Source organism: Streptomyces sp. NPDC057654 (assembly GCF_042800135.1).
In the GTDB taxonomy this organism is placed as follows: domain Bacteria; phylum Actinomycetota; class Actinomycetes; order Streptomycetales; family Streptomycetaceae; genus Streptomyces.
In genome coordinates this window covers 1-1,035 of the sequence record NZ_JBHVHQ010001481.1, presented here as the reverse complement: position 1 = coordinate 1,035, position 1,035 = coordinate 1, and the positions used below count along the sequence as shown (strand labels likewise).

The 1,035-nt window shown below is 71.5% G+C and carries 2 protein-coding genes; both read left to right on the top strand.

Annotated elements, in window-relative coordinates:
* Positions 1–188: 188 nt before the first annotated feature.
* Positions 189–605, top strand: a complete 417-nt coding sequence (locus tag ACFU99_RS44510; RefSeq protein ID WP_384404620.1) for a hypothetical protein — start codon at positions 189–191, stop codon at positions 603–605.
* Positions 606–662: 57 nt separating this feature from the next.
* Positions 663–1,035: NDP-sugar synthase (locus ACFU99_RS44505; protein WP_384404618.1), on the top strand; the 373-nt coding region annotated here is incomplete at its 3' end.

Here is a 1,035-nt window from a genome sequence, read left to right as displayed (position 1 = left end):
CCGCATGTTTGGACGAGGTCGGTAAATACCCGCACACAACGGCATTTTCCACCCCGGAGCGTCAACGCCAGAACCGCACTCGCGCGCCACTCCTTCGCTCGACCGAGTGACTAAATGTCTCCAAATCATCACTCCTCGCTACGATCTGCCGCATGCAGCGTCCAGCTCACCACGCGAGGAAGTCCCCCATGAACCACGCAGCGCGCCACATCGGCAGAACTCTCGCCCTCGTCCTCCCGGTCGTCCTGGTCCTCTCCGGGACGCTCGCGGTCACCCGCGTGCCGTGGGCGGCGCCCTCCGAGTCGCAGATCCTCGCCGCCTCCTCCGGGGCCGCCTCCTCCTCCCAGCCGAAGACCCGCGCCGCGCACGAGGTGCTGCGCGACCGGCTGCTGACCGAGCTCCAGGAGAAGGACCCGGGCGTCGCGCTCACCCACCTCCAGGAGGCGACCGAGAAGCGCCCCTCACTGGCCGGGCACTGCATGGAGATCGCCCGCGCCCTCGGCAAGGCCGCCGTCGCGAAGTACGGCACCGTGCGGCGGGCGCACGCCTACTCCCGGCCCGTGTGCGACACGTCCTTCGCCACCGGCGTCATCCACGCCAACTGAGCCCCGCACCCGGCCGCACCGCACGGCGCGGCCGCTTCGCCCCATATGGTGCGGAGCATGACAGGCACGCACGCGTACCCCGCACAAGCCGTCGTCCTGGCCGGAGGCCAGGGCACGCGACTGCGCCCGTACACCGACGACCGCCCCAAGCCGATGGTCGAGATCCCCGGCACCGGGACTCCGATCATCGGCCATCAGCTCGCCTGGCTGGCCGCCGAGGGCGTCACGGACGCCGTGGTCTCCTGCGGCCACCTCGCCGAGGTCCTTGAGGACTGGCTGGCCTCCGCCGACCTGCCGCTGCGGGTGCGGACCGTCGTCGAGACGGAGCCGCTGGGGCGCGGCGGCGGCCTGAAGTACGCGGCCGCCTCCCTGCCGCACCCCGACCGCCCCTGGTACGCCACCAACGGCGACATCTGGACCCGCTTCTCGC